9 protein-coding genes and 1 rRNA gene are annotated in these 7,844 nt (G+C 42.4%); all 10 read right to left on the bottom strand.

What is annotated here, in order from left to right; genetic code table 11:
- Positions 1 to 130: ribosomal RNA gene (locus tag C6348_RS18610) — 16S ribosomal RNA — on the bottom strand; the annotation flags it as partial.
- 342 nt (positions 131 to 472) lie between these two features.
- On the bottom strand, positions 473 to 1,972 hold the full coding sequence (lysS, locus tag C6348_RS18605) for a lysine--tRNA ligase (protein ID WP_106043947.1): 1,500 nt from the start codon (positions 1,970 to 1,972) through the stop codon (positions 473 to 475).
- Positions 1,973 to 2,062: 90 nt separating this feature from the next.
- On the bottom strand, positions 2,063 to 3,064 hold the full coding sequence (dusB, locus tag C6348_RS18600) for a tRNA dihydrouridine synthase DusB (protein ID WP_095286206.1): 1,002 nt from the start codon (positions 3,062 to 3,064) through the stop codon (positions 2,063 to 2,065).
- Positions 3,057 to 3,290, bottom strand: coding sequence for a helix-turn-helix domain-containing protein (locus C6348_RS18595; protein ID WP_003217963.1), 234 nt, complete (start codon positions 3,288 to 3,290; stop codon positions 3,057 to 3,059). Before C6348_RS18595 ends, dusB begins: the two co-directional genes overlap by 8 nt.
- The gene (folK, locus tag C6348_RS18590) at positions 3,242 to 3,745 is read right to left on the bottom strand and encodes a 2-amino-4-hydroxy-6-hydroxymethyldihydropteridine diphosphokinase (RefSeq protein WP_034665768.1); all 504 of its coding nucleotides are present in this window, start codon (positions 3,743 to 3,745) and stop codon (positions 3,242 to 3,244) included. Before folK ends, C6348_RS18595 begins: the two co-directional genes overlap by 49 nt.
- Positions 3,742 to 4,104 carry a dihydroneopterin aldolase gene (gene folB, locus C6348_RS18585; RefSeq protein WP_034665765.1) on the bottom strand — a complete coding sequence of 121 codons (363 nt, stop codon included), beginning with the start codon at positions 4,102 to 4,104 and terminating at the stop codon, positions 3,742 to 3,744. The genes folK and folB overlap by 4 nt, the downstream gene beginning before the upstream one ends.
- Positions 4,097 to 4,954, bottom strand: coding sequence for a dihydropteroate synthase (gene folP, locus C6348_RS18580; protein ID WP_106043946.1), 858 nt, complete (start codon positions 4,952 to 4,954; stop codon positions 4,097 to 4,099). The genes folB and folP overlap by 8 nt, the downstream gene beginning before the upstream one ends.
- Positions 4,955 to 4,963: 9 nt before the next feature.
- Positions 4,964 to 5,812, bottom strand: coding sequence for an aminodeoxychorismate lyase (gene pabC / locus C6348_RS18575; protein WP_106043945.1), 849 nt, complete (start codon positions 5,810 to 5,812; stop codon positions 4,964 to 4,966).
- Entirely contained in the window at positions 5,809 to 6,402 is a 594-nt protein-coding gene (gene pabA, locus C6348_RS18570) for an aminodeoxychorismate/anthranilate synthase component II (RefSeq protein ID WP_106043944.1), read from the bottom strand. Before pabA ends, pabC begins: the two co-directional genes overlap by 4 nt.
- 13 nt (positions 6,403 to 6,415) lie before the next feature.
- Positions 6,416 to 7,834, bottom strand: a complete 1,419-nt coding sequence (gene pabB / locus C6348_RS18565; RefSeq protein ID WP_106043950.1) for an aminodeoxychorismate synthase, component I — start codon at positions 7,832 to 7,834, stop codon at positions 6,416 to 6,418.
- Between the last annotated feature and the right edge of the window lie 10 nt (positions 7,835 to 7,844).

Genomic DNA, 7,844 nt, shown 5'->3' with positions numbered 1-7,844 from the left:
AGGTTACCCACGTGTTACTCACCCGTCCGCCGCTAACATCCGGGAGCAAGCTCCCTTCTGTCCGCTCGACTTGCATGTATTAGGCACGCCGCCAGCGTTCGTCCTGAGCCAGGATCAAACTCTCCGAAAAAGTACAAAACCGAAGTTTTGTTTTTCGTCAGCGTTTGACTGACTACCTATGTTGTTTCATAGGATTTTTTTATAAAAACTCGAATTAACAGGTACGTTTTGTCTTGTTTAGTTTTCAAAGATCATTTTCGTTATCGCTCGTAAGCGACTTTAATATCTTAACATTTCGCATCGGTTAAAGTCAAGAACTTTTTTCAATTTCTTTTTAACCTCGTTGCTGTTTTGCGGCAACGAATAATAATATACCATCTTGATTCTTTCCTTGCAATAGTTTTTTTAAAAAAAGTTTCATTTTATGAAAAATAAAAAGCGCCATAGTTAAAATGGCGCTTTGATTGATGTATTAACGGTTTCTCATTTGTGGGAAAAGCAGTACATCTCTGATTGATGGAGAATTTGTTAATAGCATGATTAACCGGTCGATACCGATTCCTAGTCCGCCTGTTGGAGGCATACCATATTCTAATGCTTCAACAAAATCGTCATCCATTAGATGCGCTTCGTCATTCCCTTCTTCACGTTCTTTTAATTGAGCTTCGAATCGTTCTCTTTGATCGATTGGATCGTTTAGCTCTGTGAATGCATTAGCATGCTCGCGGCGTACGATAAATAGTTCAAAGCGATCAGTGAAGCGAGGGTCTTCAGGATTTTTCTTAGCTAATGGAGAAATCTCCACTGGGTGTCCGTAAATAAATGTAGGCTGAACCAATGTTTCTTCTACTTTTTGCTCGAAGAACTCATTGATGATATGACCTACTGTCATGTTTTTCGTGATTTCAATTCCGTGATCAGCGGCATACTGCTTCGCTTCTTCAACAGACATCTCCTGCCAGAAGTCTACACCAGTTGCTTCTTTGACCGCTTCAACCATATGGAGTCTCTTCCATTCAGGCTTGAGATCAATTTCATCTTCTCCATATTGAATAGTGGTTGTTCCTAGTACCTCTTCGGCAATATGAGCAATCAGGTTTTCAGTTAGGTTCATGATGTCTTTGTAATCTGCGTAAGCTTCGTACAGCTCGATCATAGTGAATTCTGGGTTATGACGAGTTGATACACCTTCGTTACGGAAAACACGGCCAATCTCGTATACTTTCTCTAGGCCACCGACAATCAGGCGTTTTAAGTGCAGTTCAATCGCAATACGCATATAAAGCGGCATATCCAGTGCATTGTGATGAGTAATGAAAGGACGTGCTGATGCACCACCAGGGATGCTGTGCATTGTTGGTGTTTCAACTTCTAGGTACCCTTTAGAATCTAAGTATCTTCTCATGGATTGAATAATCTTGCTTCGCATGATGAACGTCTGCTTACTTTCTGGATTTACAATCAGGTCAAGGTAGCGCTGACGATAACGTTGTTCAACATCTTTGAGTCCATGATATTTATCAGGAAGCGGGCGAAGTGCTTTTGTGAGAACCTCAAAGCTAGTCGCTTTAATTGAAAGTTCTCCAACGTTCGTTTTAAATATCATTCCTGTTACACCGATGATATCGCCTAGGTCTGAGCTTTTGAATAACTCGTAAGCTTCTTCTCCTACACTATCTTTACGAACGTATATTTGAATTTGTCCTTCTAAGTCTTGTATATGCGCAAAGCCAGCTTTCCCTTTTCCTCGCTTTGTCATCATACGTCCAGCGATTGTCACTTGGGCAGACTTTTCTTCTAAGTCTTCTTTAGAAAACTCATCATATTCAGCGATAATTTGTGCGGATTGATGAGAGCGGTCATATCGTTCGCCGAATGGATCGATACCCTCTTCTCTCATTTTATTCATTTTGTCACGTCTGACCTGGAATTGGTCATTTAATTCTTCGTTATTAAGCCCTTCATTACTCATTTATATCACTCCAATAATGTATTTTGCAGAGAAAAGCAGAAAAACTGCCAGTACATGCACTAGCAGTGAGCTACAAAAAGTTAGATAGTCTTATCCTACTTTTATACTTTGAAGCTCTTTTGCCTCGGCTTCGATCGTAAAGTCATCAAGAACTTGTACTAGCTCCGCTCTCGTTTCACTTTGATTGATTTGATTTCTTACGTCCGCATTGCCTCGGACACCTTTTAAGTACCATGCTGCGTGCTTTCTCATTTCTCTGACAGCCACGTGTTCGCCTTTTAGGTCAATGAGTCTGTCTAAGTGAAGTTTGCACACTGACATCTTCTCACGTACATTTGGCTCTTCTTTTAGTTCACCCGTTTCTAAATAATGAACCGTTCGATAGATCATCCACGGGTTTCCTAGTGCGGCTCTTCCGATCATGACAGCATCCACACCCGTTTCATCAAGCATTCGTTTTGCATCTTGAGGGGTTTTGACATCTCCATTGCCGATGACAGGAATGGAAACAGATTGTTTGACCTCTTTTATAATATCCCAATTCGCTGTTCCTTCGTACATCTGCACACGTGTCCGTCCGTGAAGCGCAACCGCTTGTCCGCCTGCTCGTTCAACAGCACGGGCATTGTCGATAGCGAAGATATGATCTTCGTCCCAGCCCATTCTCATTTTCACCGTAACAGGTTTTTCTACAGCTTCTACGACAGCAGAGACCATTTCATAAATCTTGTTTGGATCAAGCAGCCATTTCGCTCCTGCATCACATTTCGTAATCTTCGGTACAGGACAGCCCATGTTGATATCAATAATGTCTGCTGTTGTGTTCTGGTCTACAAACTTTGCCGCTTCGACGAGTGTGTCTTTTTCACCTCCAAATATCTGAAGGCTCAAAGGCTTTTCCCGTTCATCAATGTATAGCATACCCATTGTTCTTGCATTGTTGATCAGGATCGCTTTGTCACTGACCATTTCAGCGCAGACTAAACCTGCTCCAAACTCTTTAACTGTCAGTCTGAAGGCAGAGTTGCACACACCAGCCATAGGCGCGAGCACCACTTTGTTTTTAATGTCGATATCTCCGATTTTAAACATCATTTCCCCTCCTTCCTTCTTCAAGAATTGGCGAAAGTTCTTCCACCGTTATATTTAAAGCATCTGCTATTTGATCAACCAATTGGTTTGTTGGTAATCGATTGCCTCGCTCAATTTCTCCTAAGACAGAGACAGAGATGCCTAGTCTTTTCGCGAACCCTTCCTGAGTATACCCTTTTAGCTTTCGGTATGCACGAATTCTTCTACCCCACATGTCTTTTTCCATATGCTTACACCTTCTTGGTCTGTTACGGCATTTATTTGTACTTCGCCGATTTCTGGGCAAATCTCACTCATCGGAACAAGAACGAATAAACGTTCGTACATTCTAGGATGTGGTACTACAAGCTGTTCTGTTTCAATATTTTCACGATTATAAAGTAAAATGTCAAGGTCAGCCGTTCGCGGTCCCCATCTCACTTCTCTTGTTCTGCCTAACTCTTGCTCGATTTTCTGAGTAAGTGCCAGTAGTTCATTTGGACGAAGCGAAGTGGAAATTTTCACAGCCATATTTAAAAAGTCATCTTGGTTTTCGTAACCTACAGGTGTTGTTTCATATATAGAGGAGATCAATTCTACTTGAACCTCTGGATGTTCGTGCAGTTTTTTGACAGCTTCTTTTAAATAGGTTTCCTTTTTACCTATGTTCGATCCTAAAGCGATGTATGCGGTATTGTTCATGTGCGCGATCTCGTCATTTCAATTGCAACGGACTGATAGTGTCCTGGAATTGGCGGATCTGGTTTAATTACCTTTACTGTACATTCCTGAACTGTCGGAAAGTCCTTTAACACTTGGTTCGCAATTCTTTCTGTCAGTGTTTCAACGAGGTTGACTGATTCACCTTCTACAATGCTTTTGCAGATTTGGTAGAGCTCTGCATAATTAATGGTCTCATTGAGGTCATCAGTTTGTCCGGCTTTACTTAAATCAAGTGAAGCTGTTAAATCCACACGGAATCGCTGTCCTAATTTATTTTCTTCTGCAAATACGCCGTGGTAGCCGTAAAATTCCATTCCATTTACATATACTTTATCGATGATAAGCGCCTCCCTTATTCAGCATGGCATCCATCATTTTTGCCATTCTTGCGATTTCTTTTACATCATGTACGCGAACCATCGCACTGCCTTTTTGAATCCCAAGGCAGACCGTAGCCCCCGTTCCTTCCGTACGTTCTTCAGGCGGCAGGTCTAAGACAGCTCCGATGAATCGTTTTCGAGATGTAGCTAAGAGCAGTGGATACCCAAGGTGACAAAAATGTTCGAGCTCATTCATGACCATCAGGTTGTCCTCTTTATTTTTCGCAAATCCTACACCCGGGTCTAATATGATCATGTCATCACGGACACCCGCTTGTTTCGCAATTTGAACACTTTCTTTCAAATCTGCGATCATATCTGAAATCAGATGTGTGTAGTTTCGCTCTGGCCGATTGTGCATTAAAATAATCGGCACATTGTGTTTCGCTGCCACATGCGCCATTTGAGGATCTGCCTTCGCTCCCCATACATCATTAATGATGGAAGCTCCAGCTTTCACCGCTTCATCTGCAACATGGGCTTTATACGTATCAATGGAAATCGGTACATCCAATTGTTTTGTGATCTTTTCAATGACGGGAATGACTCTTGAAAGCTCCTCTTGTTCTGAGACAAGTGCCGCTCCTGGGCGAGTCGATTCTCCGCCAATATCAATCATATGCGCCCCGTCTTCTATCAGCTGTGCTGCATGAGCCAGCGCTTTATCCACTTGATTAAACTTTCCTCCATCTGAAAAAGAGTCAGGTGTGACATTTAAAATGCCCATGACCAATGTCTTTTCTTCATAACTAAGGGTGTGGTGCTTGGCTTGTATGATTTTAGGCTGTTTTATCACTTGTTGTGTCATTGTGTCCACCTACTCTTTATGATCTAGACGTTCTTTTGTATATTGCGTTCTCAACTTTGTTGAGATGATCCGGCTGTTTTGGGGCAAGGAAATTTCTCCTATACTTCTGAAGGGCACAATCCCCTGAACAGAATTGGTCATCCATGCCTCATCAGCTGATAGCAATTGCGAGACTGGGTATCGCCCTACTTTTAGTGAAGCCCCCATAGCTTGAAGCGTTTCAATACAATATCGACGAGTGACTCCATTTAAAATTCCTGTATCAAGTGACGGTGTATAGATCACATCACCTTTTCGCCAAAATATATTGGAGGTAATTCCTTCTGCCACATCATTTTCTTTTGTTAAAAAGATGCCTTCTAACGACGCATCATTTCCCACTTCTCTTTTAGCCAGCAGGTTGTTCATATAATGATGAGACTTGAGGCGCCTTGGACCTTCCGGCGTATTTCTCCTCGTTTGAAGAATGACTCCCTGCTTCTCATCTAAAACAGATTCGGGCCGGAATGGAGAGATCATGACAAAAACGACAGGCTCTTCATAAGGATCTGCAGAAAATCCATTGCCTCTGCCCGCAGAAACATTGAAGCGAATTCTCGCATGACCACCGGCTATTTCGTTTTTATTCAGTAAGGTATGAATGATGTCGAGTACAAATGGTTTCTCTATTGTGGATTCGATGCAAAGGTCACGCAATGATTCATTGAGCCTTTCAAGGTGCCAATCTAACAGAAAGACTTGTCCTGCCAGGCTGGTAAATGTTTCGAATACACCGATGCCATATAGAAAACCATGATCAAAAGGAGAAAGAGTCGCGTCTTTCTCCTCTATATACTGACCGTTCAGATAAATGATCATGTGTTTACTTCATGCCCCTTTTTACGATAGGCTTCAATGAAATTTTTAAGCATTTCTTTTCCGAAGGACGTCATAATCGATTCAGGATGAAACTGTACACTTTCAATTGGCAGCTCTTTATGGCGAATGGCCATGAGCTCGCCTTCCTTTGTGCTGGCTGTTGCGTCAAAGCACTCCGGCAGCGTCTCGTTTTTGACAATTAATGAATGATATCTCGTTGCGACAAGCGGATTTTGGAGTCCAGTGAAGACGCCTTTTCCGTCATGTGCAATCTCTGATGTTTTACCGTGCATTAAGCGCTCTGCACGAACGACATCCCCGTCAAAGACTTGCGCAATGGATTGATGACCTAGACACACACCGAAGATCGGAATACTTCCCGCAAAGTGCTTGATCGCCTCCATACTAATTCCCGCTTCATCAGGACTGCATGGCCCTGGAGAAATCATGAGAAAATCTGGTTTAAGCTCTTCGATTTCTTGAATGGTTACTTGATCATTCCGTTTCACGATCAATTCTTCTCCAAGCTCACCTAAATACTGGACCAGGTTGTACGTAAATGAATCATAATTATCAATCATTAATATCATGCTCTGCTCACCTCTAACTCAAAATAGTCTCTTCTTTGCTCAACTGTAATGCTTTTTTTACTGCATAGGCTTTTTTAATCGATTCTTTGTATTCGTGCTTTGGTACAGAATCGATGACGATCCCAGCACCCGACTGCATAAAGGCTTTGCCTTCAGTACAATACGCCGTACGAATGACGATGTTAAAGTGCATATCTTGATTGAATCCAAACCAGCCTATAGATCCAGTATAAAGCCCACGCCTTGTCGGCTCAAGCTCTTCTATGATTTCCATTGTTCTCACCTTTGGAGCACCTGTAATTGTTCCGCCTGGGAATACAGCTCTCATGACATCTACTGCATCACAATCATCACGCAGTTCCCCTTGTACGTTGGATACAATGTGCATCACGTGTGAATATTTTTCAATCGCCATAAATTCGTTCACTTTTACTGAGCCATAAGTAGACACGCGTCCAAGGTCATTCCGCTCAAGATCCACGAGCATCACATGCTCTGCGCGTTCTTTTTCATTTTCAATGAGCTCTTTTGCCAGCGCTTGATCCTCAGCGTCGTCTTTGCCTCTTGATCTTGTACCCGCAATCGGTCTTGTTTCTAATTGATTCCCCTTTTTCTTAATAAGCAGCTCTGGAGATCCACAAACAATCTGGAAATCAGGCGTGTGCAGATAAGACATATACGGAGATGGATTGACTTGACGTAACGTTTTGTATAAATCATACGGATGTGTGTGGAGCTGTTCATCTTGTCTGATGGATAAATTCACTTGGAACACATCACCGCTTGCGATATATTGCTTAATTTTCTCTACTGCTTCTCCAAAGGTTTCTTCGGTAAACGGTGCTGCTGGTACAAATTCTGCAGAAGATTCATGAACAGGAGATTGCGCTGATTCTTCTGAAGAGCTTGTCCACTTTCGCTTCAAATCTTCGAGTCTTTGATGAGTGTCACTCACAGGTTCCGTTCCTTCTGTGTGAGTGATCAGCCACAGCACGTTTTCTTCATGATCAAAGACCGCAACATCATTAAACACGAGAAAATAAAGATCAGGTGTTTTCAGGTCATCAATGGACAGCATCTTAAAATGCTCGATATATCTAGCATAATCATAGCTTAAAAATCCAATCGCCCCGCCTTGAAAATCAGGATATTCCTCATTCGTTTCGGTTTGAAGGGTTTGGAACCAATCCGTAAACGCTCTGAATGGATCGCCTTCTTTGAACAGCACCTCATCTTGATAATGGATGGTTGTCATCCCGTCTTTCCCCTTCGCTTTAGCGATCGGGTGAATGCCAGCAATGCTGTATGAACCGCCGCGAGCACTTTCAAGAAGAACATGGTGTGTTTCGCCAGCAGTTAATTGTTCGTATCTTTTCAGGAAAGCATCTTTCGTAAAAGGAATTTTGATGCCCATCGGCCTGCGTTGTGTCATGTTATCATCC

The sequence above is a fragment of the Bacillus sp. YBWC18 genome, from assembly GCF_002998775.1.
GTDB lineage: Bacteria > Bacillota > Bacilli > Bacillales > Bacillaceae > Bacillus.
Note: the sequence above shows the minus strand (reverse complement) of the source record. Positions and strands in the feature narration are given on the sequence as shown.